Raw genomic sequence first — 25,547 nt, forward strand, 5'->3', positions numbered from 1 at the left:
GATCCCTGTCAGATCGTATTCCCCCGTCCCCCATCGACAGGGCGATAGGCCCCGCCCCCTCATGGGCGTTAACCACGCTCGTTCGGTCACGCTCACGGCTCGAAGCCGGCCCCCCTCCACCGGTCACCAACGTTTACATGGTCGTGAACGTGAACGTGAACGTGAACGTTTACGTGGTCGTGGTCGTGGTCGTGGTCGTGGTCGTCAACGGTAGGTCGTGAACGACCACGACCACGACCACGTAAACGACTACGACCACGACCACGTAAACGACGACGTAAACGTTCGGATGTAGGAGAACGCGGTGCGAAGCTTCGTGAACTCCTATGCCCCCCTAGTTTGGCGGGGTCCCCCCAGCCAGCCGCGACAGCATCCCCTTTCGCAGGAGCCCCACCTTGTTCCTCATCGCGGTCACCTGTTGCCGCATCCCGTCCGCCTGCTCAGCCAAGTCGACGATCCCCGCGGCCGTCGCCACCTGAGCCAGCGCGCGTGCCTCGTCGGCGAGGCGCCCCATTCGCCCTTCCACCTCGTCCATCGCTGCCACCACCTCGTGGATCTGCTCCGGCGTCGTCGCCTCCCGCTGGCGCGCCGCGGTCTCCTGCACCAGCTGGTTGATGCTCCGCCCTTCCTCCCCGAGCGCCGCGAAGCGCTGGAACAGCTCCCCAAGCTGCTCCGCCCGCCGCTTGATCTCCTCGCCACGCGCCGCGAGCGCCGTGGCGGTCGCCTCGTGGCGATCCCGCGCCGCTGCGATCGCCGCGATGAGCGACCCGAGCGCCATGCTCACGCGCTGCTGCGCCTCGGCGGCCTCGGTCGTCGACTTCGCCGCGCGCTCGATCCCCTTGCGTGTATCGAGGGAAAGCCGCCGCGCCGACTCCGCGAGCTCCTCGAAGCGGACGAGCTCACGCTCGAGCGCGCACGCCGCTTCTGCGAGCTCGCCCCCGCCCTTGCCGTGATCGTCCTTCCCACCCCCGCGGCCGTTCTTCTCGCGCTTGTTCACATCGCACTCTCCCTGCGCTGCCTGTCCCACCTCCCGGGAGGGCCCCGCCGTTTCGCCCGCAGGCGATGTCCGGACCGGTATACTGTATCAAAACGGCGGCTCGTACGTCGAACGCACCTCGGAGGAACGGATGCGAAGCGCGTGGCTCGTCCTCGTCGGAGTTCATGCCCTGCTGGCCTGCGGGGCGGCGCCGCAGAGAGAGCCCGCCGCCGATGCCGACCCCACGCACGTCGGGGTCACCGCCCCCCGCGCCGTCCCGGAGGGCTCGACCCGTGAAGCGCGCGCCGCCCTGCGCTCGCCCGAGGAGAAGGAGCGCGCCGCCCTGCGCCCGTCCAGGAGCACGCGCGCCCGCGACGCCGCGCCCGAGGCCCCCAAGCCGCGCGCCCCGATCCCGCTGTCCAACAAGGCGAGCACGCCTGCCCGCTCCGCCGGGAACGCCCCTCCGCCCGCCCGCTCGCCCGTGAAAGAGCGCGCCCCGATCCCGCTCCCCGGGAAAGGCAGCGCCGCGCGCTCGATCGAGGCCGATTGCAAGGCGCTCGGCCCGGAGGTCCAGAAAGCCTCGAGGATGATCGAGGTGCTCCGGCAATCCGACCTGAACACGCCGCCCGACCTGCTCGGGAGGATCGCGGATCGGCTCGACCTCTGGGCCCGCGCGGCCGCGGTCCACACCTCCGATCCTGAGCTCGACCAGGGCGCCAAGGACATCCGGGAGAGCTACGCCCGGACCGGCGCCGCGACCCGCAAGCTCCAGGCGTCGCTCGACACACACGACCGCAAGAAGGCGGGTGTCGCCCGCGCCGGCCTGGAGAGGGAGCTCGACCAGGATGCCAAGGTCGTGAGGGGCATCGCCGCCCGTTGCAAGAGCAACCCCTATGAGCCGAGCAAGGGCAAAGCCCACATCCCGCCTCACATCGTGCGGAGCGTCGTCCAGGAGCGCTTCGGCGAGATGCGCGCTTGCTTTGAAAAGGGCCTTCGCCAGAACCCCAAGCTCCAAGGGCGCCTGCCCGTGCACCTCGTCGTCGATGGCGAAGGGAAGGTCACCTACGCGGGTGACGCCGACCGCCCGCCTGAGGACGCGCCGCTCCTCATCGCGCTGCCCTCGCCCGGCGCGACGCCGCCGTCGTCTCCCGCTCCCCCGCTCCGTGATGCCAAGGTCGTCGGCTGCGTGCTCGACGTCTTCCGCGGCCTCCGATTCCCCTCCGCCGCAGACCGCAAGAGCGTTGCGACGGTGGTCTATCCCGTCGTCTTCGGTGTGGACGACAACCGCTCTCCAGCGGCCTCCTCCAAGTGACGCACAGCGCAATCGCGGCAGCGGGTCGCTGGCCCCTTGCCGTCCGAGCGAGGCCGACGCCAAGCACGCTCAGCCTCACTTGCACCACTTGCAAAGTTATTTCCTTCTCAGGGGCCTGGGGGTAAGCATTCCGCCGATGAAGCTCTCGCTCACCGAGCTCCAGGACATCCGCCGCACGCTCGCGGCGCGCATCGTCTTCGGCCTCTCCACGCCCGGCACCGAGATCGCCGCGCTCCCTGCCTACCTCGCGCCGCCGCCGGGAGGGATGATGGGCCGCGCCGTGGTGGTCGACGCTGGGGGCACGAACCTGCGCGCCGCCATCGTGGAGCTCTTGCCGGGCGGCGAGTCGCGCATCGTCGCCGGGCCCGTGCCTGCGAAGTTCCCGGGCGGGCCGGAGATCGCGGGCGACGCCTTCTTCGATGTGCAGGCGGAGCTGGTCGAGCGCCTGGGCGCCGTGCATGGCCTGCCGGTGGGGTACTGCTTCTCGTATCCGTCGGAGACGCTGCCGTCGCTCGACGCGCGGCTGCTCCGCTGGACCAAGGGCGTCCAGATCGCTGGGGTCGAGGGCACCAGCGTGGGCGAGCGGCTCGGCCGGGCGCTCGGCGCGCGGAGGCTCCGGCCCGGTCCGGTCCGGGTGCTGAACGACACGGTGGCGAGCCTGCTCGGGGGTGCCTTCGCGCACGGCGGGTCGCAGCCCGCGGCGTTCATCGGGCTCATCGTGGGGACGGGGACCAACATGGCCACGTTCCTCCCGGCCGGCCGGATCCCGAAGCTCAAGACGGGTCACTTCGTCGCGCCGATGGCGGTCAACCTCGAGAACGGAAACTTCAACCCTCCGCACCTCCAGCCGTTCGACGCGGAGCTCGACGCGACCTCGGAGAACCCCGGAGCGCAGCGGTTCGAGAAGGCGGTGTCCGGGGCCTACCTGCCCCGGCTCTTCGGGCGGCTGTTCCCTGAACATGCCCCGCTGACGAGCGCCGCGGATCTCGTGCGGCTCCGCGACGAGGGCGCCGGGGAGACGCGGCAGGTGGCCGGCGACCTGCTCCAGCGCTCGGCCGACCTCGTGGCGGCGGGGCTCGCGGCCGTCACCGACGTGCTCGACAGCCCTCCCGGGGTCGGCATCCTCGCGGAGGGCAGCCTCTTCTGGGGCGATCCCCGCTATGCGCCGCGGGTGCAAGAGACGCTGCGCGCCCTCGTCGGCTCGCGGGTCGAGCCCCGGATCGCCCAGCTCGAGCACGTCAACCTCATCGGGTCGGCCTGCGCCGCGCTGTTCGCCTGATCGGCCGCGCGCCGCTTCCCCTCGCCGCTCGCTGCGCGGCGCGGGAGGCGCCGGCTCTCTCGGCGCGCAGGCTGCCCGGCCAGGCGGGAGCACAGGGATGCCCGGAAATCTTCGCCCGATCCGGCCCTCGCGGGGCCGGTCCAGCGCGGCAACGCCCGCGCCCGCCTGGCTGCGCGACGTCCCCGTGGGCGGTTCGGGGCGGCAGGATCACACATTTCTGGCCGAATCCGTTTTTTGCGACCACCATGACGCAGCGTTGACCCCCTGGGAGGAGTTCGGCCGGTGATGTGTGAAACAACAGCGCGCTTCGGCTCGACCGGACCGGTCGGGCGGGTGGGGCGCTTCCGGTCGTCGCGGGCGGGCCCCGGTAGCCGGAATGGCTATTGTCTTTAGAGAGATGCTCCCGTCGAACCGCAGACTCGCCTTCCGCAGGCAGCCGCACCTGCTCGATGACACCGGGAGCATCGGCGTGTGGATCACGCAGCCGGCGGGCATGGTCGTGCAGCTCCTGCGGGAGACGGTGGCGACCGGTGAGGCGGCGCGGTTCATCTCGGTCGACGCGTACCAGAAGCTCGTGGGCGTCATGCGCCCGGGGGAGCGGGCGTTCTTCATCTACGACATGGCGCTCATGGTGCGGTACGAGAGCGAGGCGCGCGTGATCCTGACCCAGTGGGGTCTCAACGTGCGCGACAAGATCGAGCACATCGTCGTCCGCCCGCCCCCGGAGATGAACAAGCTCGGACGCATGGGGATCCAGACGATCGGGGCGGCGATGAGCCTGGCGGGGGTGCAGCTCGACATCGTCGACGACCTGGAGCCGTTCCTGCGCGAGCAGAACCTGCGGCCGCGGATCAGCCTTACCTGAGGGGGCCTCGCCGGAAGCCCGGCCCGAGGAGACGCTAACGAAGCTTCGCGCCGCGTTCTCCTACATCCGAACGTTTACGTAGTCGTGGTCGTGGTCGTGGTCGTGGTCGTGGTCGTCAACGGTAGGCCGTGAACGACCACGACCACGACCACGACCACGACCACGTAAACGTTTACGTCTACGTTTACGTTGGTGGCCGATGGTGGGGTGGAGGAAGACGGGCTTCGTACCCTGAGGACGGGAATCGCGCGGGGCGTCAGTGCCCGCCGCCGGTGCCCTTGATGTCCAGCTGAGGACGGGAGGGGTGCGGCCAGTCGAGGTGGAAGAACTTGCCGCGCGGCTGATCCGTGCGCTCGTAGGTGTGCGCCCCGAAGTAGTCTCGCTGAGCCTGCAGGAGATTTGCAGGCAGGTGGGCCGCGCGATACCCGTCGTAATACGACAGGGCCGACATGAACGCGGGCGCCCAGACGCCGTTCTGCGCGGCGATCGACACCACCTTGCGCCAGTTCGCCTGACCCTGCTTGATCTGATCGTTGAAGTACGGATCGAGCAGCAGGTTCGTCAGGCCAGGGTTGCGCGTGTACGCCTCCGTGATCTTCTGGAGGAACCGGGCGCGGATGATGCAGCCGCCGCGCCAGATGCTCGCGATCGTGCCGAAATCAAGCTTCCACTTGTACTCCGCCTGCGCCGCGGCCATGAGCTGGAAGCCCTGCGCGTAGGCGCAGATCTTCGAGCAATACAGCGCGTCGCGGATCGCCGTGATCGTCCCCTGGCGGTCCGCGACCGGGGTCGGGGTCGGGCCAGCGAGGTGCTTCGAGGCCTCGACGCGCTCGTCCTTCAGCGCAGAGAGGCAACGGGCGAACACCGCCTCCGCAATGGCATTCGCAGGGATGCCCATGTCGAGCGCGTTGCTGCTCGTCCACTTGCCCGTGCCCTTCTGCCCCGCCGTGTCGAGGACGAAATCGACGAACGGCTTGTCCTTCTGGACAGGGTCCTTCTGCTGAAGGATGTCGGCGGTGATCTGGATGAGGTACGAGTCGAGATCTCCGCTGTTCCACTCGGAGAAGACTCGAGACATCTCGTCCTTCGACAACCCGAGCAGCCCGTCGAGGAGCGTGTACGCCTCGCAGATGAGCTGCATGTCGATGTACTCGATGCCGTTGTGGACCATCTTCACGTAATGGCCCGCGCCGTTCGGCCCAATGTACGCCGTGCAGGGGACCCCGCCCTCCACCGGCTTGCCGGGGGACGCGCCCTCGATCGGCTTGCCGGTCGCCGGATCGACCTTGGCGGCGATCGCGCGCCAGATCGGCTCCAGGTGCTGCCAGGACGCGGGATCGCCGCCGGGCATCAGCGAGGGGCCGAAGCGCGCCCCCACCTCGCCGCCGGAGACGCCCGAGCCGAAGAACTTGCACTGCTTCGCGTACTCCTGCTCCCGGCGGATGGTGTCGGTCCAGAGCGAGTTGCCCAGATCGACGACGATATCGTCCGGCTCGACGCCCGCCTCGATGAGCTGCTTGACCACCATGTCCACCGGCGGACCGGCCTTGACCAGGATCACCGCCTTGCGCGGCTTCTTCAGCGCGCGGACGAAGTCCTTCAGCGTCTCGCAGTAGACAAGGCCGCCGGGCGTGCTCGGGTTCCTCGCGACGAAGTCCTTCGCGACCTGCACCGTGCGGTTGTACACGGCCACCTTGAACCCGTGGTCGGCCATGTTGAGCGCGACGTTCTCGCCCATGACGGCCAGCCCGATCATGCCGATGTCGCAGCTGGATGTGGCATCATTCATCCCGGTTCTTCTCCTTCACACGTGGCTCTTTCGCCGCCAGCGACCGCCGTGCTGCGCGGCCAGGACGACGGGTCAGCAAGCCGCGAGCCGCGAATCGCAGGCCGCAGGCCCGCGCGCCGTCGATCTCGCTGGGTCGGCTGGGAGCCACGGGCGCGCATTCTGAGCAGGCCGGCGGCGCGGCGTCCAGTGCGCTCGCACGCATGGTACGCTCTCGCCGATGCGACCGGGCCCGGCGCTCGCAGGCCTCCTGCTCCTCGCCTCCGCAGCAGCCTCGGCCTGCGGGCCCGCCGCGTACAACGTCCGCGCCGCCCGCGCCTTCGCGAACGAGGACGCCCGCCGCGCCATCATCGACGATCGCGCCGCAGATCTCGAGCGAGCGGCCTGGCTTGCCGACGAGGTCCTCTCGAGCACCCCGTACTCCCCGGGAGACGCGTGGATCGCGGCGCTCCGCCTCGACGACGACGAGGGCGAGCGGCTCCGCGCGCGCCTCGAGAAGACACCCCCCTACGAAGGAGAGCACGAGGTCCCCCTCGCCAAGCTCTACCGCGCGAAGCTCGACGAGGCGCTCGCCCGCGCGGCGGCGCGCGGTGAGCGCGGCGCGCCGCCCGCGTTCGCGCGCCTCTTCGACGCGCTCGCGGAGCTCGCGGCGCCGGCGCGCGAGGCAGGGGCCGCCAGCGCCGCGAGCCGCCTGCCGGCCGCATGGCAGGCGCTCGCGGAGCACGCGCGGGCGCTCGCCGCCGAGGAGCGGGACGTCGAGCGGCTCTCGGCCGGGAGGCCCCTCGGCGCCCCCGACACACCCGAGATCGCCGCCGCGAAGGCGAGGGCCGCCGCGCGGCGGCGGGCGCTCGCCGGAGCGCACCGGGACGTCGCCGGCGCCGCGATCGCGCTCCGAGCGGCGAGCGCAGGGCAGGAGCCCGCCCGGACGATCGCGCGCGACGCGCTCCATGTGCTGTCGTTCCTCCTGCGCATGCACATCGAGGCGCTCGCGGTGGCGCCGTACGTCGTGAAGCAGGCCCGGCGGGTGGCGCGGGACGAGCCCGGTACCAGGGCCGCTGTGGGGCGCGCGGAGGCGATCTCCAGGGTGCTCGAGGAGCAGCGCGCGGCGCTCTCTACCTGCGCCGAGGCGCTCTCCGCGCCGGCGCAGACGCCGCTCGAGGACACGGCGGGCTTCGAGGCGCAGGAGGGCTTGCTCGAGCAAGGCCGGGCGATCAGCCTCGACGCCGTCCACCTGAAGCTGAAGGGCGACGTCGAGCTCCTGTTCTTCCACCAGCTCGCGAGCGCGGGCTCCTCCGGCGGCGTCAACGATTACCGGGGCAGGACGCGGCGGCTCGTCTACGACGTCGATCCGGTGTTCATGGTGGGCGGCCGGGCGCTGCTCACGTACGACTTCGATCACGTGCGCGACGCCGCGCGCCTCAACGCCGGCTTCAAGACCGACCGGCTGTTCTCGTCGGGCGGCGACATCCGGTACGACGGCTCGCTCGGCAGGCTGCTCGGGCTGAACGGCCTCGCGAGCGACGTCTTCGACATCGGCGCCGACCTCGCCGGCGTCAGCACGAGCCTCAAGATCGCGCGGTTCACCGCCGGGAACGTGACCGAGCTCGCCGTCGATCCGGGGACCGACCGCGACGCCGGCGCCGTCGCCAGCGCGCCCTTCCAGCTCCTGCTCCGCCAGATCGACGTCGGCTTCGACGTGACGAAGCTCTTCCCGGAGGCCGCGGACGACCTCTACCTCGAGGAGCTGCTCGCGGGCTTCAGGTACATGGACTACAAGCTCCCCCGCATCTTCTACGCGCTCCGCGAGCGGGACCCGGGCGAGGGCGACGTCTACGTCTTCGAGCGGCAAAGCCCCGCCCAGAGCGCGACGTCGCGGTTCTACCAGGGCGGCTTCAGCGTGCGGATGGGCAACGGCGAGTGGCCGCGGCTCGCGCCCTTCGGCGATCTCGGCCTCTACGGCGGCGCCGGCCCGGTGCGCTACGCCTTCTCCGCGGATCCCGCGGTCCCCGGCGTCGCGAGCGAGGTCGACGAGGCGACGATGATCGCGTTCTCCGGCAACGTGTCGGTGGGGCTCCGGCTCCGCTTGACTTCGTACCTCAGCCGGCTCCGCCTGCTCACCGAGCTGTCCTACAACGTGGAGGCGATCGGCCAGGGTATCATATCCAGTATCCGCGCGACCAGGCGCGGAGACGAGACGATCTACACGATCGGTCGCAAGCTCGATATCGGCGGGTTCGACGTGTTCCACGGGCCCCGGCTGCTCGCGGTCCTCGTGCTCTGACCGCTGACAGCGCCTCTGACGATGTCTGACGATGTCGATGTGTCTGTCGTGAAAAACGGTCGGAACGGACGGGCGCCACATCACCGCTGCAGAGCCGCCTAACCCACGGAATCACGGGATCTTCTCGCGCCGACGAGACGAGCGACGACCGTGGAGGCTCCGCGCGGGCGGCGCGAGCGGTGCCGGTCAGCGCAGGGCGCTTACCTGTTGCCTGGTGCGCGCAGATCCAACGAACGCGCCCTACATTGGGAATGCCCATGTGGGGAGTCTCACGCTCCGCAAGTTTGTAAGGTCTGCAAGTTAACGAGTGCGGTCGTCCGACCAAGTGGTGTAACCTCGTTCGACGCGGGTGAGACTATGTCGCTGAACTTCAACGAGGGGATGCTGTTCGCTGGTAGGTACCGCGTCGTGCGCAGCATCGCGACGGGTGCGATGGGGGCGGTCTACGAGGTCGTCCACATCGAGACGGATCGCCGGCGGGCGCTCAAGGTCATGCACCCGCACCTCGCCGAGAACCCCGAGTTCCACGCGCGGTTCAAGCTGGAGGCGCGCATCGCCGCGCGCATAGCGACCGAGCACATCGTCGAGGTGTTCGACGCCGGGATCGACCTGGACACCGGCATGCCGTTCCTCGTGATGGAGCTGCTCCGCGGCGAGGAGCTCAGCAAGCGCATCCGCCGCGGCGGGCGTCTGCCACCTGAGAACGCCATCGCCTACCTGCGCCAGACCGCGCACGCCCTGGACAAGACGCACGCGGCCGGCGTGGTCCACCGCGATCTGAAGCCCGCGAACCTCTTCCTCGCGGCGAGCGACGACGACGACGAGATCCGGATCAAGGTGCTTGACTTCGGCATCGCGAAGCTGGTCGCCGAGACCGCGGTCGAAGGGGCGAACACCGCCGCCCTCGGGACGCCGCTCTACATGGCGCCCGAGCAGTTCAGCGGCGAGACGATCACGCGGGCCGTGGACCTCTTCGCGCTCGGCATGATCGCGTACACGGCCCTCGTCGGCAAGGCCTACTGGCTGAACGACATGCGCGAGTACAGTAACTCGCTGGCGTTCGCGGTGATCGCGATGCACGGCCCGCAGGAGCCCCCGTCCGTGCGCGCGGAGAAGGAGGGGGTGAAGCTGCCCCCGGGCTTCGACGCGTGGTTCGCGAAGGCGACGGCGCGCGAGCCCGGGGCGCGCTTCCCGACCGCTTTGTCCACGGTGGAGGCGCTCGCCGAGGTCTTCGACATCGCCCCCATGACGGTCAGGTCGTCGCGCCTGGTCGGGCTGGAGACGCCGATCCCGCGGATGAGCCAGCTGCACCAGGGGCCCGCGTCGTCGATGCCGGTGGCCGCCCAGTCGTCCACGGGCGTGGAGACAAGGGTCGGCACCGGCACCGGAACCGGCGCGGCCGCAGCGCCGCGGAGCCGATCCGCGATCGCCGTCGCGGCCATCGCCCTGGTCGGCGGCAGCGCCATCGCGATCGCCGCGTTCAGCAAGGGCGGGTCCCCGGCCCCCGGCAACGCCGAGCACGCCCAAGCGGCGCAGGCGGCGGCCGTCGCGCCGCCCTCCACGCCGCCCGAGGCCGCGCCGGGCGCCACTCACCCCGAAGTGGCCGGCACGCCCAGGTCGACCGACCTCGCGGCGTCTGCGAGCCCCGCCGCCGCGCCGCCCGCGAACAGCAGCCTGGGGATCGCTCCCGAGGTGTTGGCGGGCGCGAAGGCATCGCCGGCGCCGCGCACCCCGGCGCCGCCGCCCGGCGCCTGGCGCAAGATCGCGCCGACCGCCTCCCCCGCCCCCGCGGCGAAGCCCCGGGAGCGGGAGTCGCTCTATGGGGCAGACTGAGCGCCGCGCCGACCCACAACGCGCTGATTTTTTGCCTGGGGCGGTCCCAAAGGAGGTATCTCATTTTACCTCCGATGCGAACCTTCTGGCCCGGCGCGGTCTTGAGCGGATTACTGAGCATTGCTATCGCCGCGCCGGCGAGCGCGCAGCCCGACGCCGTGGCCGTGGCCGAGTCGCTCTTCAACCGGGGCCTCGCGGACATGCTGGCCGGCAAGTTCCAGACGGGCTGCCCTGCTCTCACCGAGAGCTATCGGCTCGATCCTCGCCCAGGGCGGCTGTTCACGCTCGCCGAGTGCGAGGCCAAGTGGGGCCGCACCGCGACAGCGGTCTCGCGCTACAACGACTTCCTCGCGCTCTACTCCCGCATGTCGGAGTCCGAGCAGGTCAAGCAGTACGATCGCTACAAGATCGTGCTCGAGCAGCGCGACGCGCTCGTGCCGCTCGTGCCGCAGCTCACGCTGTCGCTGCCGGCCGACGCGCCCGCGGGGACGCAGGTGCAGCGCGACGGCATCACGCTGGAGGGGCCTTCGCTCGGGATCGCGCTCCCCGTCAACCCGGGCGAGCACGTCGTGACGACGAGGGCGCCGGGCGGGCCCACGCACGAGGTGCGGTTCACGATCGAGAAGTCGGAGCAGAAGACGATCGAGCTCGAGGTGAAACTCCCCGAGACGCCGCCGCCCGCGACGTCGACGGATCAGCCGCCTCAGCAGTCCGCCTCGCCGCCGTCGCAGCACGACGAGGGCGCGTCGCGGACGCCGCCGGCGCCGTCCGGGACCAGCGGCCGGCGCGTGCTGGCCTACGCGACGGGCGGGCTCGCCCTGGGCGGGCTGATCGCCGGAGGGGTGACGGGGTGGCTGGCGCTCGACGAGAGCCGCCGCGCGGATGAGGACTGCGACGACGTCGGCTCCGGCAGGGCGGTATGCAAGACCGCCGAAGGGAAGGCCGCTGGACAACGCGCGAAGGACCTGGGGCTGGTGAGCACGATCGGCTTCGGCGCCGGGGCGGCGCTGGCCGGCACGGCGCTCGTGCTCTTCCTGACGGAGCCGTCCTCGTCCAGCTCGCAGGCCAGCGCAACCACCGGCGCGCACGCCGGCGCCGCGCCCCGCCCGCAAGCAGGCGCAGTGAGCTGGTCGCTGCTCGCGGGGCCGACCGGCGGCGGCGTCGTGGTGCGCAGCCAGTGGTGAACCGGCCCGCCCATCGCCGCCTTCGCGCGCGCACGGTAGCGCGGCCCGCGCGCGCACGGTAGCGCGGCCCACGCGCACGCACGGCAGCGCGGCGCGCGCTCACGCCGCCTCGAAGCCGCGCTGTGATGCGACGTCCGGGGGAAAGCCATGACGGCCTCATCGCTCACCGTCGGAACCTTGCGCCTCGCCGTGGGGCGCGGCCGAACGTAGTATCCCATGGAAAACTACAGGCCGACGCGCCCGGGCGGGTGAGGCGGTGAGGAAAGGGCAACTCATGATCACGAAGACCACGATGGCCATGTTCGGGATCGCAGCCTCCGGTCTGCTCGCAGGCTGCACGGAGACGCTCGATTCGCAGCAGATCAAGACCGGAGGGATCTCGGCGACCCTGGAGGCGATCGCCGAGAGCGCGTCGTCGACGACCGTGCGGGCCACCCTCAAGGCCGGCGGCGACGAGAGCAACACGTACGTCATCCTGAGCGCGGGAGATCGGATCTCGGCGACCGTGGACGGCGAGACGGTCGCGATGTCCGCCGAGAGCTCCGGTGTCTACGAGGCCGGCGTCGACGTCGGCGCAGGAGGCACCGAGATCAAGGTGCTGCTGGACCGCGACGACGAGGACGACGACGACGCGACGAACAACGTGGGGACGCTCCCCGATCCGTTCGACCTCGAGGCGCTGCCCAGAGAGCCAGTCCCGCGCGGCGAGGACCTCACGATCGCCTGGTCGCCGAGCGCGTCCGGGGACGACATGGTGATCGACGTGAAGGGCGACTGCATCTTCTCCAAGACGTTCGATGTAGGCGGCGACCCGGGGACGTACACCATCGACGCGGGCGAGCTGGAGGCGACCAGCTCGCGGGAGCCCGAGAGCTGCGACGTGGACGTCGTGATCCGCCGCTCGCGCAACGGCACGACGGACAACAACCTGGATCCGGAGAGCTCGTTCGAGCTGAGCCAGGTCCGGGGAGGCCGCTTCACCTCGGCCCCCTGACAGCGGGCTCAACAGAGCACCTCAGCCGAACAGCGCGGCGTAGTCGTCCTCGCGGAAGCCCACGAGCACCCGGTTTCCCTTCACCAGCACAGGCCGCTTCACGAGCTTCCCATCCTCGGTGAGCCACCGCACGACGTCGTCGTCGCTCGCGGCGTCCACCCGCGCCTTGCCGAGCGCGCGGTAGCTCTGCCCGCTCGTGTTGAGCCATCGGCGCACCGAGAGCCCGCTCGCAGGGACCCACCGGGCGAGCTCGGCGGCCGTCGGCGGCTCATCGACGATGGGGCGCACGGCGACGTCGATGCCGCGCTCGCCGAGCCACTTCAGCGCTCGCTTGCAGGTGCTGCAGCCGGCATAAGAGAGGATCTGGACCTTGCTCATGCCGGGCCTTCTGCCCTCTCGGCCGCGCGACATCAAGCGCGCATGAGCCCGAAAAATAGATAGAAAGCGCGCCCATAGCAGGAGAGAAAAAAACGGGCTCCTGCGCAATGCGCCCGGAATGCGCCCGAAGACGAGCAAGGCATCGATTCACAGCGGGCGGTTCATGGCGCGCGCGTCGGCGCCGACGGCGGCGGGCGAAATGCCCCATCGCGCGACGGGCCGTCTGGTATAGGGGGCGCGGAAAGGAGCCGCCCCCAGCGGCAGTGCGCCTCGTGATCCGTCTCGATTCCATCAGCAAGCAGCACGGCAAGCAGATCCTCTTCCTCGAGGCCTCCGCGGCGGTGAACCGCGGCGAGAAGGTCGGCCTTGTGGGGCCCAACGGCTCGGGCAAGACGACCATCTTCCGGATGATCACCAAGGAGGAGGCGCCCGACGGCGGCCAGGTCGCCATCGACCGCGGCGTCACCATCGGCTACTTCAGCCAGGACGTCGGCGAGATGAAGGGCAGGAGCGCCGTCGCCGAGACCATGGACGGCGCGGGCCCGGTCTCCGACGTCGCCGCGGAACTCCGCGAGCTCGAGGCCGCGCTCGCCGACCCCGAGCGCATGGACGAAATGGAGAGCTTGATCGAGCGCTTCGGGCAGGCCCAGGCCCGCTACGAAGAGCTCGGCGGCTACGCGCTCGACGCCAAGGCGCGCGAGATCCTCGCGGGGCTCGGCTTCAGCCAGGCCACGATGGACGGCGACGTGGGCGCCCTCTCGGGCGGGTGGAAGATGCGCGTCGCGCTCGCCCGCATCCTCCTCATGAGGCCCGACGCGCTCCTGCTCGACGAGCCGACCAACCACCTCGACATCGAGTCGATCATCTGGCTCGAAGGGTACCTGAAGCAGTATGCCGGGGCGCTCGTCATGACCTCGCACGACCGAGAGTTCATGAACCGCATCGTCACCAAGATCATCGAGATCGACGGCGGCGAGCTCACCAGCTACTCCGGCGACTACGAGTTCTACGAGCAGCAGCGCGCCGTCAACGAGCAGCAAGCCGAGGCGCAGTACGAGCGCCAGCAGGCAATGCTCGCGAAGGAGATGCGCTTCATCGAGCGCTTCAAGGCCCAGGCCGCCAAGGCGGCGCAGGTCCAGTCGCGCGTGAAGAAGCTGGAGAAGATCGACAAGGTCGAGCCCCCGAAGCGCAGGAGGACGATCCGCTTCGAGTTCAAGCCCGCGCCGCGCTCGGGCGACGACGTGGCGCGGCTCAGCGGGGTGAAGAAGTCGTTCGGCGGGCGGTCCATCTACGACGGATTCGATCTCCTGATCCGCCGCCGCGAGCGCTGGTGTGTGATGGGCGTGAACGGCGCCGGCAAATCCACCCTCCTCAAGCTCGTCGCGGGGGCCTCCGCCCCGGACGCAGGCGGAGTGAGCGTGGGCGCGAGCGTGAAGCTGGGGTATTTCGCGCAGCACGCGATGGAGCTCCTCGACCCGACCCGGTCCGTCTGGGAATCCATCGTGGCGAGCTTCCCCCAGGCCTCGATCGGCTCGCTCCGCACGCTCGCCGGCGCGTTCGGCTTCTCCGGCGACGACATCGACAAGCCCTGTCGCATCCTGTCCGGCGGCGAGAAGGCGCGCCTCGTTCTCGCGATCATGCTCTATGATCCGCCGAATTTCCTCGTGCTCGACGAGCCGACGAACCACCTCGACATGGCGACCAAGGAGATGCTCGTCGGGGCGCTCTCCTCGTTCGAGGGCACCATGCTGTTCGTCTCGCACGATCGCCGCTTCCTCGCCGCGCTGTCCAACCGCGTCCTGGAGCTCCTGCCCGACGGCCCGCGCGTGTATGGCGGGGGATACCTGGAGTATGTCGCCCAGAGCGGACACGAGGCGCCAGGCATCCGGAGCTGATCCGCGCCGACATGGCGCTCGCGGCGCGTGGCGCGTGGTGCGCGGCGCGCGCGGCGAGCAAGCTCCGCCCGTGCGCGGCGCTCTCTCGTCGATTCGTCGGTTCGATTCGGCGCGAGGTGAGCACGTGCTCAACGATTCGCGCTATCGTGAGGTCCCCGATGGATCTGCTCGGTAGACCGAACCCAAAGCGGCTCTCCGACTTCATCCAGCGCCACCACGACGCGCTCCTGGATGCCTGGAAGCGTCGAGTCCAGGAGCTCAGCCCGGCGCGGCGGCTGCCGATGCCGAGACCGACGGACCACCTCCCGGACCTCCTCGCCTACATCGCCGAGGGCACGCGCAGCGCGGGTACGGCGGCCGCTGTCGAGCGGAAGCTCCGGGGGGTCCCCGGGCTCCACGCGTTGAGCCGACTGGCCCACGGATACGACCTCGCCGACGTCGTGATGGAGTACGCGGCGCTCCGCGCTGTCATCCTGGAGCTCTGGGAGCGGGACGGCGACGGGGCCGGGGGGCGTGAGCTCATCCAGCTGAACGGGACGATCGACGAGGCGATCGCCGACGCGGTGTCCCGTTACCAGGCGGCGCGCGTGCGCCTGCTCCAGGCGCTCGACGCCATCTCGACGGCCGCGCTCGGCAGCAGCGATCTGGACGCCTTCCTGAAGGCGCTCCTCCGCGCCACCCGGGAGGCGGCGGCCGCCGTGGACGTGGCGATCGTCCTGCTCGGGGACGGGGACGCCCTCGAGGTCCACGCGACCGCGGGCCTCGACGACGGGCCGCTGCCCGGGCCCCCGCTCGAGGCGGCGCGGGAGTTCGCCCGCGCGGTCCTCGCGCTGCGCGGCCCCACGTCGCTCGACGCCGCGGCCGGCGGCATGCCCGTGACCGCGCGGGAGATCCGGGCGAGGGGGCTGCGCGCCGTCTACGGCGTGCCGCTGATCCACGAGGGGCACCCCATCGGCGTCGCGATCCTCGGCTCCCGCAACGCCGAGGAGTTCTCCGAGGACGACGCGCTGATGCTGCGCACGATGACAAGCCGGGCGACCGGCATCATCGTGCAGGCGCAGCTCGTCGCGAAGGAGCGCGCGTCGCGGCGCCAGGCGGACGACGCCCGCGCCCTGCTCGCGACCGTCGTCGAGCAGATGCCGGCGGGGCTCGTCATCGCCGAGCCGCCGACGGGGCGCGTCCTCCTCTCGAACCCCCAGGCCGGGGCGATCTTCGGGCTGCCGCTCCTGCAGATCCAGAATATCGATGGATACGCCGTCTGCCAGGGCTTCGACCCTCGCTCGAGCAGGCAGTACGAGGCCCGGGACTGGCCTCTCGCGCGGACGATCACGACAGGCGAGGTCGTGATCGACGAGGAGATCGACATCGTCCGCGAGGACGGCGCGCGGGGGCGGATCCTCGTGCGCTCGGCGCCGGTCCGGGATCCGGTCGGGCGCGTGATGGCGGCCGTCGTGACCTTCTTCGACATCACGGAGCGGACGCGCGCCGAGCAGGGGGAGCGCTTCCTGGCCGCCGCGAGCGCGGCCCTCAGCGACACCCTCGACTTCCAGGGCACGCTCGACCGGGTGGGGCACCTGACGGTCCCCGAGCTGGCAGACTGGTGCGTCATCCAGACGCTGCCGGATCTCGAGCAGTCGCGCGGGATCACGGTGACGCACGCGGGCCCGGAGGAGCTCCAGAGGGCGCGGGCGCTCTTCCGCGAGCAAGATCCCCCGCCGCCGCTGGCCGCCCTGCTGGAGCGGGCCCTCTGCAGCGAGCGCCCGGAGCTCATCGGGGATCTGTCGCACCCGCTGCTCGCGTCGCTCGACGAGAACGGCGCCTTCCGCCGGTTCGCCCAGGCGCTCGGGATCACGTCGGCCATGGTGGTCCCGATGGTCGCGCGGGGCCGCACCTTCGGCTGCATCACGCTGGCGACGGCAGGGTCCGGCCGGGTCTACGACGAGGCGGACCTCGCGGTGGCGCACGATCTGGCGCAGCGGGCGGCGCTCGCCGCGGACAACGCCCGCCTGTACGAGGCGGCGCAGCGCGCGATCGAGCTCCGGGACAACGTGCTCGCCACGGTGTCCCACGACCTCAGGAACCCCCTGAGCGCGATCCTCACGGCGGCCGCCGTGATGATGAAGCGCGCGGCGGCGCGGGGGGAGAAGGGCGACACGAAGGCGATCCAGGCGATCCAGCGCTCGGCGCACCGGATGGATCGGCTGCTCCACGACCTGCTCGATTTCGCCAGCCTGCGCGCCGGCCGGCTGGCGCTGCGCCGGCAGCCGCAGGATCCGCGGGAGATCGGCAGGGAGGCGGTCGAGACGTTCGAGTCACAGGCCCAGGAGAAGGGGATCCAGCTGGGGGTCGTGGCGGCCGACGACGTCCCGCTCGTCACGTGTGATCGCGATCGGGTGCTCCAGGTGCTCACCAACCTCCTGAGCAACGCGCTCCAGGTGACGGGCGCCCAGGGGGCGATCACGCTGCGGTGCGAGCGCGGGGAGGAGCATGTCGTCTTCTCGGTGGCCGACACGGGGCCGGGGATCCCGGAGGACGAGCTGCCCCACCTCTTCGAGCGGTTCTGGCGCGGCCAGCGGAACGGCTACAAGGGCACCGGGCTCGGGCTGGCCATCGCGCGGGAGCTCGTGGCGGCGCACGGGGGGACGATCCACGTGGAGAGCCGCGTGGGGGTGGGGACGACCTTCAGGTTCACGATCCCCGTCATGGACGAGGGGTGAGCCGGGGGCGGCGGGCAGACAGGGCAGCGCCCGCAGGGGAGGAGTGGACGATCGAGCGCGCCGGTCCCAGGAGTCCTCGGGAAGGAGGAGACATGGGAGTCGACAAGACGCACGATCCGCCGGGCGCCCCGCGCTCCGGGAACGAGGTCAGCCAGGAGAAGCGGCCTCCGCCGCAGGCGGATGTCCCGGGCGTCCGCGGGCCGATCACGCCGTCTGGCGAGCTCGAGGACACTCCGCCCGATGAGGTCGACAGCTGGGGCAGCGAAGGCGGCGCCGGCTCGTACGCGGGGGGGCCGATCATCTCGACTACGAAGATCTCCGCGCCGAGGTCGTCCCGCGCTTCGGGGTAGCATCGCTGAGCCGCCCGGCCGCGGGCGCGACACCAGGGCGATCGGTGAGCGCTGCAGACAGCGAGAAGAGGCCGAGTCGACCACGGATATTCTCGGACGACTACCGCGCCACCTCAAGGCAGCTGCGCGGACCTGGGCGCGCACCGCTGCATGTAGGCCGGCTCGGGGCAGCCGTCGTGCGTCAGGATCTCGCCGTCCAGGCACTTCACGAGCGCCGCCCGGATATCGAGGCACCTCCCCCGCCCCGCCTCGACACATCGGTGCTCCGTGGTGGTCCCGTTGGCGCAGCCGTCGAGCTGGCCCTCGGGGCACTCGAGGAGCGGCCCAGTCGAACAGTCGTTCTCCCGCCGCTCGCCGGCCGCCGTCGACGTCCCCTGGGTCGCCGGCTGCTGGCTGGAGCAAGCCGCGCTCGAGACGAGCGCGAGCCCCGTGAAGAAGAGGCTCAGGCCCCGACGGGGCGAGTGGCTGCGCGTGTTCATACCGTCGTTCTCCGTGGATGAAGCCCGGCCGCGGAGCCCCGAAGGCGGGCCGCCGCCCGAGCGGCCGGCAGCCTACTCCACTCCACGGAACGACAGGGGCCCCGCGCGCGCCCACCTCGTCCCGCAGGCGCGGCCCTGGTCAATACGCGATGCTCCTCGTCAAAACGCGCCGCCGCCGTGCGCGAGCAGCGACCAGCTGTCGCCGCCCGTCCGGTTCGTCACGCCGCCGATGGTCAGGTCGTCGAAGAACGCAGGGCGGAAGTTGAACCGGGCGCCCACCTTGACGTTGCGCGTGACGAGCCGCTCCACGCCCGCGGTGAGCGGCACCGACACCGCGAACGGGTCGCCGCCGCGGCCCGCCCAGCCCACGTAGCCAACGCCCGCGACAACGAACGGCTGCACGATCGCCTCGTCGGCGCGCAGGATGTTGTAACGCAGGCCCGCGTCGAGCGCGGTCATCACCAGCGATTTCCCCGCGATCGTTCGCTGGTTCACCGAGCCGGTGTAGTTGCCCTCGACGGCCACGCGCGGCGACATGGTCCCGGTCACCCGCACGTTCCAGCTCGGCCCGACGCCCGCGGCGCCGCCCACGTAGCCCAGCACGCCAAAGCCGCCCTCGACCGCGAGGGTCGGCTCGGGGATGCGCCGGATGAGCGGTTGATCCGCCGGAGGGATGTTGCCTGTCGGCCGGACGTGCTGATCTCGGCCCGCCGCGCCCTGCGCCTCCGCCGCGCCGGCGAGCGCCATCATTCCGGCGGCGGTCATGGCAGCCGCCGCGAGTCGTCGCGTGCTCATTGCAGTTGTCTCCGGTTGGCTCGTTCCGTCTTCGACGACCGCCTCGTGCACACCCCAGGCCACACGCGGCTGTGCAGCGCAGGTCCGGCGGGCTGCGCCCTGCGCCGCACCGGCGGCCGCGACCGAAACCACGGCGCCGCTCGCACGTAGCTCGGACATGGAACCCATGGAACCGAGGCGCCGAGCGGGCGGGCGAGCCAGGGCGATGCCCCCGATCTCCCTTCCCGGGCGCCGGCCTTCCTGTTCAAGTGGAGACCGCCGCGCGCCCTCGCGCGCGGGCGCGCAACAACTCGAGAGATGCAGGAGGCGAGCGTGAAGACGATCCGGACAAGGACCTTGCTCCTCCTCGCGCTCGCGGCCGCCGGCCTGGGCGCGGCCGCGTGCCAGGGGGAGCAGCCGAGCCTCGCGCCCGCCGCGACAGAGCTCAAGGCGCCGGAGCCGAAGGCGCCCGCCGCGGCGGCCTTCGCGATCGACCGCGCGGGCAGCAAGGTCGAGCTCGTGATGGATGCGCCGCAGGAGAAGATCCGCGGGAGGATCGCGGGCGCCGCCGCGGGGACGCTCCAGGTCGACCCCGCCGACATCACGAGGACGACGGGCCTCATCACGGTCGACCTCTCCACGATCGAGCTCTTCCAGACCGCCGTGGGCGACGACGGCAAGCCCGGCGAGGAGAAGAAGAGCGACCTGCAGAACCAGCACGCGCGCACCTGGCTCGAGATCTCGAAGGACACGCCCGACGACGTCCGGGCGAAGAACGAGAAGGCCCAGTTCGCGATCCGGTCGATCTCGACCTCCGGCGAGAAGGACCTGTCGAAGCTGTCCGGCGCGGAGCGGACGGTGACCGTCACGGCGTCGGGCGACCTGCTGCTGCACCAGCGGCAGTCCCCGAGGACCGTGGAGCTCATCGCCACGTTCAGGTACGAGGGCGACAAGCCCGCCAGCGTCACCGTGAAGACGGCGAAGCCCTTCCCGGTGGGGCTCGCCGAGCACGACGTCCGCCCGCGCGAGGCGTTCGGCAAGCTCGCCCAGAAGACGCTCGAGGTGCTCTCGCCCAAGGTCGCCAAGGAGGCGTCGGTGACGCTCGAGCTGACCGCGACCGCCGGCGCGGCCCCCACGGCGCCGGCGGCAGCGGACGGCGGCGCGCGGTGAGCGCGGCGCGCCGCCCGCGAGTGAGCCGTTGCGGCGACGCAGCGGCTCTGAGATGACACGGCGGTCCGGAAGCCGCCGGGAGCCGGATCACGCCTGTGCCCGCCGGAGGGCGCAGGCCCGTCGAGACGACAACGGTGGGCGCAGGCCCGTCGAGACGACAACGGTGGGCGCAGGCCCGTCGAGACGAGAACCAGAGGAGCCACACGATGCTGTCGAAGAAGAGCATTTACGAGACCCTCGCCGCGTTGAGCGCCGGCGCCATGGTGATGAGCGGCTGCGCCGGCGCGCAGGCGCCGGTCAACGCGAGCGAGGTCCCCGCAGAGCAGACCGCCCCCGCCGCCCCGGCCGAGCCCGCGTCGGCGCCCGCGCCGACCGAGGCCGCCTCCGGCGACGCCGCCGCGGGCGCGAACGTCCCCGCCGCCCCGGCCGAGCCCGCGCCGCCGAGCGACGCGCAGTCCGCCGCGACCTCGCCGAAGGTCGCCCCCACGGCCACCCCGGCGGCCACGGCCGCGCCGCCCACGCCGCCCACCGCCGCCCAGGCCAAGCCCGGCGCCAAGAAGACGGGCGCCGCCGGGAAGAAGCCTGGCCACGCGGGCTGCGGCCAGGGCACCTGCGGCTGATCGCGGCCCCCGCGCCCTCCCCGTACCTCCATGACCGGCAGCGCGCTCACCGGCGTCGGCCTCGGGCTCCGATGGGAGTTCCTCGACGAGGTGCTCGCGGCGCTCGACGCGCCCGATCGCGGCGCGCGCGACGCGGCGCTGCCCGTCCCCTTCTTCGAGCTCTCCCCCGAGAACTACATGCGGCGCGGCGGCTACTTCCCCGCCGCGATCGAGCGCGTCCGGGAGCACCGCCCGATCCTGACGCACGGGCTCACGCTGTCCGTCGGCGGGCTCGATCCGCTCGACGCCGGCTACCTGCGCGCGCTCGGGGGGTTCCTCGAGCGGCTCGATCCCCCCTTCCACAGCGACCACCTCTGCTTCTCCGGGGTCGACGGCGCGTTCCTCCACGACCTCCTGCCGCTCCCGCACACGTCCGCGGCCGCCGCCCACGCCGCGGCCCGCATCCGCGAGGCGGAGGAGCGGCTCGAGCGCCCGATGGCGATCGAGAACATCACGTACTACCTGGTCCCGGGCCGCGCCTCGCTCGACGAGGCCGACTTCCTCGTCGAGGTGCTCGAGCGCGCCGGCTGCCGGCTCCTCCTCGACGTGAACAACGTCTACGTCAACGCCCGGAACCACGGCTTCGACCCGATCGCGTTCCTGGAGAAGATCCCTCCCGAGCGCGTGGCCGCGATGCACGTCGCGGGGCACGAGTGGCGCGACGACGCGGAGGTCCTCGTCGACACGCACGGCGCGCCCGCCATCGCCCCGGTGCTCGACCTGCTCGCCCGCGCGGTCGCGCGGACCGGGCCGGTGCCGGTCGTGCTCGAGCGGGACAACGACGTGCCGCCGCTCGGCGCGCTGCTCGCCGAGCTCGCCGAGGTCGAGGCGGCGTACCGGCGCGGGCTCGCCGCGCGGGAGGCGCGGGCGTGAGCGCAGCGCGCGAGGCGGGCGAGACGCGCGGGACGTGCGAGACGCGCGAGACGTCGAACGCGCCGCCGCCGGAGCTCGCGGCGCTGGAGCGAGCGCTCCAGCGGAGCGTGACCGCGCCGGACGGCGAGGCGATCACGGCCGATCCACGCGCGTGGCTCGCCCGCGCCGGGCTCGAGGGGCCGGACCTCGAGGCGATGGCCGCGCTCCCGCCGAAGCGGCTGCTGCTCTACCGGAGCCTCATCCGCCGCGGGCTGACGGGCGCGATCCGCGCCGGGATCCCGCGGACCGCGGCGCGGCTCGGCGCGCGGTTCGAGGCGGACGTGGCGCGCTTCATCGAGGGGGAGCCGCCCCGGTCGCGCTACCTCCGCGACGTCGCGTTCGAGTTCGTGGGCTTCGCGGCGCCGCGCTGGGCCGGGGATCCGGAGGTCCCCGCGTACATCGCGGATCTCGCGCGCCACGAGCTGGCCGCCTTCGCGGCGGCGTGCGCCGAGCAGGACGAGGAGGTCGCCGCGGGCGGGGCGTCAGGGCCGCTCGGCGACGAGGCGCCAGCGACACCGGGCGATGAGGCGCCGGGGACGCCGGGCGACGAGGCGCCGGGGCCCCTCGGCGAAGCGCTGTCACTCGACCGGGGGGCGCGCTTCCAGCGGGCCGCGGCGCTCGTGCGCTACGAGCACGCGGTCCACAGGCTGCAAGGCGACGAATCGGCGCGCGACGTGCCGGAGCGCGAGCCCACGCGCCTGCTCGTGTACCGCGACGCCGCGCACGACGTGCGCTTCCTCGAGCTCACGCCGCTCGCGGCCGAGATCCTGGACCGCCTGCTCGCGGGCGCCGCGCTCGGGGAGGCGGTGGTCGCGGGCTGCGCCGCGCTGGGACACCCGGTCGACGGGCCGGTGCTGGAGAGCACCGCGGCCCTGCTGAGCGACCTCGCCGAGCGCGGGACGCTCCTCGGGCCGTCCCGATGATCGCCGGCGCGCAGACGGTGTATGCCGTCAGGACCGCCATGGATGAGCTCGCCCTGAACGAAGCGATGGACCGGTACGCGTGCGGCGACGCGCGCGCGTTTCCGGAGCTGCACCGCGCGCTCGCGGCGCGCCTCCTCGCGTACCTCACCCGCATGAGCGGCTCGGAGACGCTCGCGGGCGACCTGACGCAGGAGACGTTCCTGCGGATGCACCGCGCCCGATCGAGCTTCGCCCGCGGCGGCGCCGTCGCGCCGTGGGCCTACGCCATCGCGCGCAACGTCTACCTGGATCACGCGCGCGCCCAGAAGCACCGCGGCACCGAGCGCCTCCCGAGCGATCCGGGCGCGGAGCCGCCGGACGCGCGCGGCGCGGACGCCGAGGCGGTCGCGATCGCCTCCGAGACGGCGCGGGCGGTGGAGCGCGCGCTGGCGGGCCTGCCGGCGTCGCAGCGCGAGGCGTTCATCCTGATCCGGTACGAGGGGCTCAGCGTGCAGGACGCCGCGGCGGTCCTGGGGACGACGCCGAGCGCGGTGAAGCTCCGCGCGTTCCGCGCCTACGAGGCGCTGCGGGCGGCGCTCGACGATCTGAAGCGGCGGCCCGAGGTGGAACCAGGCGCGGAAGAGCGCCGCCGGGGCAAGGGGCAAGGGGGCGTCCGGGGAGGTGCCAATGTCGACTGATCAGGACTTGCTGAGCGAGCTGAAGGACATCCCCGATCCCGCGGCCCGCGTCGCCGCCCGCCCGCCGCCGGCCCCGGTCGACGCGCCGGCCGAGCGGTCGCCGACGCGCCCGGCGCGCGAGCGCCGCGTCGTCGGCGCGATCCTGGCGGGGCTCGCGTGGATCCTGCTCCTGACGTGGTGGGAGGGCTTCCGCGACGACCTCGGCTCGCCTCGGGTCGCCCTCCCGCTCGTCCTCTGGGCGGCGCTCTCCGGCGTCGGCCTGCTGCTCGCGTTCTTGCCGCGCGCCCGGGGCCTGCCGGCCGGCGTGCGGGTGCTCCAGGCGCTCGTCGCCACGGTGGCGGTCGGGTTCCTGGCCGCGGCGGTCGTCACGTCGCGCGTGGACGACGTGCTGGCGCCCCTGATGGTGCACCTCGAGTGCAGCGCGGTCGCGCTCGGCATGGCGATCGTGCCGTTCGCGCTGGCGGCGCTCGTGCTTCGCCGCTCGTTCCTCTCGGCCCCCGCGTGGCGGGGCGCCGCGATCGGGGCCCTGTGCGGGATCGGGGCGGCGATGGGCATCCACTCCCACTGCTCGCTCGACGAGGTCGTCCACGTCGCCTTCGCCCACGGCGTGCCCATCGCGGCCGGCGCGCTCCTCGGCGCCGCCGCCGGGGCGCTGCGCGGGCGAGCCTGAGGCGCCGCGCTGCGTCGCGCATCCTCTCCGGCCATCGCTGCGGGGCGGCGCGACCGCCGAGGACCTGCCGCCGCGCGCCGCGAAGAGGACCGCGCCGTGGCGCTTGCGCCGCGGCGCTGGCCAGGTCTAACGCAGGAGGCAGGAGAGACCAGGTCGATGCAGCGCGCGCTCCTCTTTCTGACGGCAGGGCTGTGGCTCGGATGCAGCAGCTCCGGCGCCGGAGCCGCGAACGACGGCGCCGCGACGGGCGTCAGCGCCGGCGGCGGCGCGAGCCAGGGCGACGGCGCGAGCGGCAGCAGCGCGAGCGGCGGCGGCGCGGGCGGCAGCGGTGGCGCGGGCGGCAGCGGCGCGGGGGGCGGCGGCTCGCAGGCCGAACGCTCGTTCGTGGTCTATGTCGGCGGTCACGAGGGGCTCTTCGTCTTCCGACTGGACGACGCCGACGGCGCGCTCTCGGCCGTGCAGGGCCCGCTCGACGCCGAGATGAACCCGACCTTCCTCGCCGTCGACCCCGCGCACCAGCATCTCTTCGCGGCGAACGAGCTGAACGAGGTGGACGGGGAGCTGTCGGGCGCGGTGAGCGCGTTCCGGATCGATCCCCAGGGCGGGACGCTCGAGCTCGTCAACAGGGCCTCCTCGAAGGGCGCGGGCCCCGCCCACCTGTCCACGGATCGCTCCGGGCGCTTCGTCCTCGTCGCCAACTACGCCGGCGGGACGGCGGCGGTGCTCCCCGTGGGCCAGGACGGCGCGCTCGGCCAGGCGGCCTTCGACGTGTCCTTCGGCCGCCGGGCGAGGTCGCACCACGCCATGACCGATCCGGCGAACCGGTTTGCGTTCGTCACCAACCTCGGGCGCGACGAGATAGCGCAGCTCACCTTCGACGCGGACACGGGCCAGATGGAGCCGAACGACCCGCCCGCCCTCTCGCTCCCCGCGGACACGACGCCTCGGCACCTCGAGTTCCACCCGAACGGCCGGTTCGCCTACGTGATCAACGAGTCTGCCGGCTCGATCACCACGCTGAGCTACGATCCGTCGCGCGGGACGTTCACCGCCCTGGGCACCGTCTCGACCTTGCCCGACGGCGCGAGCGGCGAGGGAAACGCCTCCGCCGAGGTCCAGGTGTCCCCGTCGGGCAAGTTCGTGTACGGATCGAACCGCGGCCACGACAGCATCGCCATCTTCGCGGTCGATCCCGAGCGGGGCACGCTCACGCCCGCCGGCCATGCCTCGACGCAGGGCATGACGCCGCGCCATTTCCAGATCTCGCCGACAGGCAAGCTGATGCTCGTCGCGAACCAGGATTCGGGGAACATCGTCGCGTTTCACGTGGACGAGGCGACGGGCGCCCTCGAGCCGACAGGCCGTGTCACCGAGGTCCCCGAGCCCACCTATGTCGGGATCGTGGCCCTGCCGGACAGGTGACCGCCGGGGCG

General features: G+C 72.1%; 22 protein-coding genes. 17 read left to right on the forward strand and 5 right to left on the reverse strand.

Translation table 11 applies throughout. The features are described from left to right. Window positions 1-334: 334 nt before the first annotated feature. Complete coding sequence (locus WMF14_RS33190) at window positions 335-997, reverse strand: hypothetical protein (protein ID WP_272094979.1); 663 nt, start codon at window positions 995-997, stop codon at window positions 335-337. A 130-nt stretch (window positions 998-1,127) separates the two neighbouring features. On the opposite strand from WMF14_RS33190, the gene WMF14_RS33195 reads away from it, so the two are divergent. The 3 genes from WMF14_RS33195 to WMF14_RS33205 all read left to right on the forward strand — a co-directional run bounded on the left by WMF14_RS33195 (window position 1,128) and on the right by WMF14_RS33205 (window position 4,432). Further along, window positions 1,128-2,288: a hypothetical protein gene (locus tag WMF14_RS33195; protein WP_437792774.1), complete on the forward strand. Its 1,161-nt coding sequence runs from the start codon at window positions 1,128-1,130 to the stop codon at window positions 2,286-2,288. Window positions 2,289-2,424: 136 nt separating this feature from the next. Continuing rightward, the gene (locus WMF14_RS33200; RefSeq protein WP_437792776.1) at window positions 2,425-3,567 is read left to right on the forward strand and encodes a hexokinase family protein; all 1,143 of its coding nucleotides are present in this window, start codon (window positions 2,425-2,427) and stop codon (window positions 3,565-3,567) included. A 397-nt stretch (window positions 3,568-3,964) separates the two neighbouring features. Next, window positions 3,965-4,432, forward strand: a complete 468-nt coding sequence (locus WMF14_RS33205) for a hypothetical protein (protein ID WP_437792778.1) — start codon at window positions 3,965-3,967, stop codon at window positions 4,430-4,432. A gap of 256 nt (window positions 4,433-4,688) precedes the next feature. Here the strand turns inward: WMF14_RS33205 and gndA are convergent, their stop codons facing one another. After that, a complete protein-coding gene (gene gndA / locus WMF14_RS33210) occupies window positions 4,689-6,221 on the reverse strand; it encodes an NADP-dependent phosphogluconate dehydrogenase (protein ID WP_272094992.1) in 1,533 nt (510 codons plus the stop codon). A 217-nt stretch (window positions 6,222-6,438) separates the two neighbouring features. On the opposite strand from gndA, the gene WMF14_RS33215 reads away from it, so the two are divergent. The 4 genes from WMF14_RS33215 (at window position 6,439) to WMF14_RS33230 (ending at window position 12,510) form a co-directional block, all read left to right on the forward strand. Beyond that, complete coding sequence (locus WMF14_RS33215) at window positions 6,439-8,499, forward strand: hypothetical protein (protein ID WP_437792780.1); 2,061 nt, start codon at window positions 6,439-6,441, stop codon at window positions 8,497-8,499. Window positions 8,500-8,856: 357 nt separating this feature from the next. Continuing rightward, the gene (locus WMF14_RS33220; protein ID WP_437792782.1) at window positions 8,857-10,332 is read left to right on the forward strand and encodes a serine/threonine protein kinase; all 1,476 of its coding nucleotides are present in this window, start codon (window positions 8,857-8,859) and stop codon (window positions 10,330-10,332) included. Between the two features lie 101 nt (window positions 10,333-10,433). Continuing rightward, entirely contained in the window at window positions 10,434-11,516 is a 1,083-nt protein-coding gene (locus WMF14_RS33225; protein ID WP_437792784.1) for a hypothetical protein, read from the forward strand. Between the two features lie 274 nt (window positions 11,517-11,790). Next, entirely contained in the window at window positions 11,791-12,510 is a 720-nt protein-coding gene (locus WMF14_RS33230; protein ID WP_437792786.1) for a hypothetical protein, read from the forward strand. 21 nt (window positions 12,511-12,531) lie between these two features. Here WMF14_RS33230 and WMF14_RS33235 read toward each other — a convergent pair whose 3' ends face one another. After that, complete coding sequence (locus WMF14_RS33235; RefSeq protein ID WP_272095000.1) at window positions 12,532-12,888, reverse strand: Spx/MgsR family RNA polymerase-binding regulatory protein; 357 nt, start codon at window positions 12,886-12,888, stop codon at window positions 12,532-12,534. A gap of 272 nt (window positions 12,889-13,160) precedes the next feature. On the opposite strand from WMF14_RS33235, the gene WMF14_RS33240 reads away from it, so the two are divergent. The 3 genes from WMF14_RS33240 (at window position 13,161) to WMF14_RS33250 (ending at window position 17,850) form a co-directional block, all read left to right on the forward strand. Further along, on the forward strand, window positions 13,161-14,783 hold the full coding sequence (locus tag WMF14_RS33240; protein WP_272095001.1) for an ABC-F family ATP-binding cassette domain-containing protein: 1,623 nt from the start codon (window positions 13,161-13,163) through the stop codon (window positions 14,781-14,783). Between the two features lie 146 nt (window positions 14,784-14,929). Further along, a complete protein-coding gene (locus WMF14_RS33245; protein ID WP_437792788.1) occupies window positions 14,930-17,500 on the forward strand; it encodes an ATP-binding protein in 2,571 nt (856 codons plus the stop codon). Between the two features lie 92 nt (window positions 17,501-17,592). After that, entirely contained in the window at window positions 17,593-17,850 is a 258-nt protein-coding gene (locus WMF14_RS33250) for a hypothetical protein (RefSeq protein ID WP_437792790.1), read from the forward strand. 113 nt (window positions 17,851-17,963) lie between these two features. On the opposite strand, the gene WMF14_RS33255 is transcribed toward WMF14_RS33250, so the two are convergent. Together WMF14_RS33255 and WMF14_RS33260 are read right to left on the reverse strand one after the other, a co-directional pair. Continuing rightward, window positions 17,964-18,329: a hypothetical protein gene (locus WMF14_RS33255; protein ID WP_437792792.1), complete on the reverse strand. Its 366-nt coding sequence runs from the start codon at window positions 18,327-18,329 to the stop codon at window positions 17,964-17,966. 159 nt (window positions 18,330-18,488) lie between these two features. Next, window positions 18,489-19,124 (reverse strand): hypothetical protein, encoded by a 636-nt coding sequence (locus WMF14_RS33260; protein WP_437792794.1) that lies wholly within the window; start codon window positions 19,122-19,124, stop codon window positions 18,489-18,491. A gap of 312 nt (window positions 19,125-19,436) precedes the next feature. Here WMF14_RS33260 and WMF14_RS33265 point away from each other — a divergent pair, with 312 nt between their 5' ends. The 7 genes from WMF14_RS33265 (at window position 19,437) to WMF14_RS33295 (ending at window position 25,536) form a co-directional block, all read left to right on the forward strand. Beyond that, a complete protein-coding gene (locus tag WMF14_RS33265; protein ID WP_437792796.1) occupies window positions 19,437-20,273 on the forward strand; it encodes a hypothetical protein in 837 nt (278 codons plus the stop codon). A 206-nt stretch (window positions 20,274-20,479) separates the two neighbouring features. Beyond that, window positions 20,480-20,893 carry a hypothetical protein gene (locus WMF14_RS33270; protein ID WP_272095008.1) on the forward strand — a complete coding sequence of 138 codons (414 nt, stop codon included), beginning with the start codon at window positions 20,480-20,482 and terminating at the stop codon, window positions 20,891-20,893. A 30-nt stretch (window positions 20,894-20,923) separates the two neighbouring features. Next, the gene (locus WMF14_RS33275; protein WP_437792798.1) at window positions 20,924-21,805 is read left to right on the forward strand and encodes a DUF692 domain-containing protein; all 882 of its coding nucleotides are present in this window, start codon (window positions 20,924-20,926) and stop codon (window positions 21,803-21,805) included. Continuing rightward, a complete protein-coding gene (locus WMF14_RS33280; protein ID WP_437792800.1) occupies window positions 21,802-22,767 on the forward strand; it encodes an HvfC/BufC N-terminal domain-containing protein in 966 nt (321 codons plus the stop codon). The genes WMF14_RS33275 and WMF14_RS33280 overlap by 4 nt, the downstream gene beginning before the upstream one ends. A 38-nt stretch (window positions 22,768-22,805) precedes the next feature. Then, window positions 22,806-23,444, forward strand: a complete 639-nt coding sequence (locus WMF14_RS33285) for an RNA polymerase sigma factor (protein ID WP_437792802.1) — start codon at window positions 22,806-22,808, stop codon at window positions 23,442-23,444. Further along, window positions 23,434-24,114 carry an NrsF family protein gene (locus WMF14_RS33290; protein ID WP_437792804.1) on the forward strand — a complete coding sequence of 227 codons (681 nt, stop codon included), beginning with the start codon at window positions 23,434-23,436 and terminating at the stop codon, window positions 24,112-24,114. Before WMF14_RS33285 ends, WMF14_RS33290 begins: the two co-directional genes overlap by 11 nt. Before the next feature lie 156 nt (window positions 24,115-24,270). Then, window positions 24,271-25,536 carry a lactonase family protein gene (locus WMF14_RS33295; protein ID WP_437792806.1) on the forward strand — a complete coding sequence of 422 codons (1,266 nt, stop codon included), beginning with the start codon at window positions 24,271-24,273 and terminating at the stop codon, window positions 25,534-25,536. Window positions 25,537-25,547: the final 11 nt, after the last annotated feature.

Source organism: Sorangium sp. So ce693 (assembly GCF_051521375.1).
Lineage (GTDB): Bacteria > Myxococcota_A > Polyangia > Polyangiales > Polyangiaceae > Sorangium > Sorangium atrum.